At 64.1% G+C, this 574-nt stretch carries 2 protein-coding genes; one reads left to right on the forward strand and one right to left on the reverse strand.

Going from position 1 to position 574, the window contains the following annotated elements; translation table 11 throughout:
• Positions 1 to 226: glycosyltransferase family protein (locus PI246_RS18395; RefSeq protein ID WP_320552778.1), on the reverse strand; the 226-nt coding region annotated here is incomplete at its 3' end.
• 154 nt (positions 227 to 380) lie between these two features.
• Here PI246_RS18395 and PI246_RS18400 point away from each other — a divergent pair.
• Positions 381 to 574, forward strand: a 194-nt coding sequence (locus PI246_RS18400) for a hypothetical protein (protein ID WP_320552779.1), incomplete at its 3' end; no start/stop codon positions are given.

Consider the following 574-nt stretch of genomic DNA (forward strand, 5'->3'; position numbering starts at 1 on the left):
CGTGCGCATGCACTAGGTCAGGGCGATAGCGTTCGATCGCGCCGCGGATGTCCGCCTCGCAATCGCCGGTCGCACGCCGCTCGTCAACATAATATGGCGTGTGGATCGTCCTACTTTCGCTGTACCAGCCACTTTGAGGATGGATGAAGCTGAGCCAGACGCATTGCACGCCGAACTCGCCGAGGATCCGGCAGGTCTGGTGAATGAACGATTCGCCCCCCCCCATCGGATAGCCGAGATGGGTCGGTGTGAGATAGATCGGGACGACTCGGTGCAGGGAGCGAACGACGTCGAGGAAGGCGTCGTCGGCATGGCGGTTGGCCAGTTCGGCCAGATAGTCCGGACAGGTCCAGGCCAGGCGCAGCAGGGTGTTGAATAGCGTGCTGGGAAGTGGCAGCCGCCTGCTGCCGCCTACGCTTGCGGCATCGACATCGACATCGACATCGGCAACGGCAACGGCAACGGCAACGGCAAAACTTCCGGACTATCTGGGGAGTGCCGCTGCACCGCCGCGCGCGGGCAGCACGGTCCAGGACGTGGAGGGCATCGTCGGCGGGGTGATCGATGGCGTGGC

This window comes from Luteibacter sahnii (genome assembly GCF_034063545.1).
Lineage (GTDB): Bacteria > Pseudomonadota > Gammaproteobacteria > Xanthomonadales > Rhodanobacteraceae > Luteibacter > Luteibacter sahnii.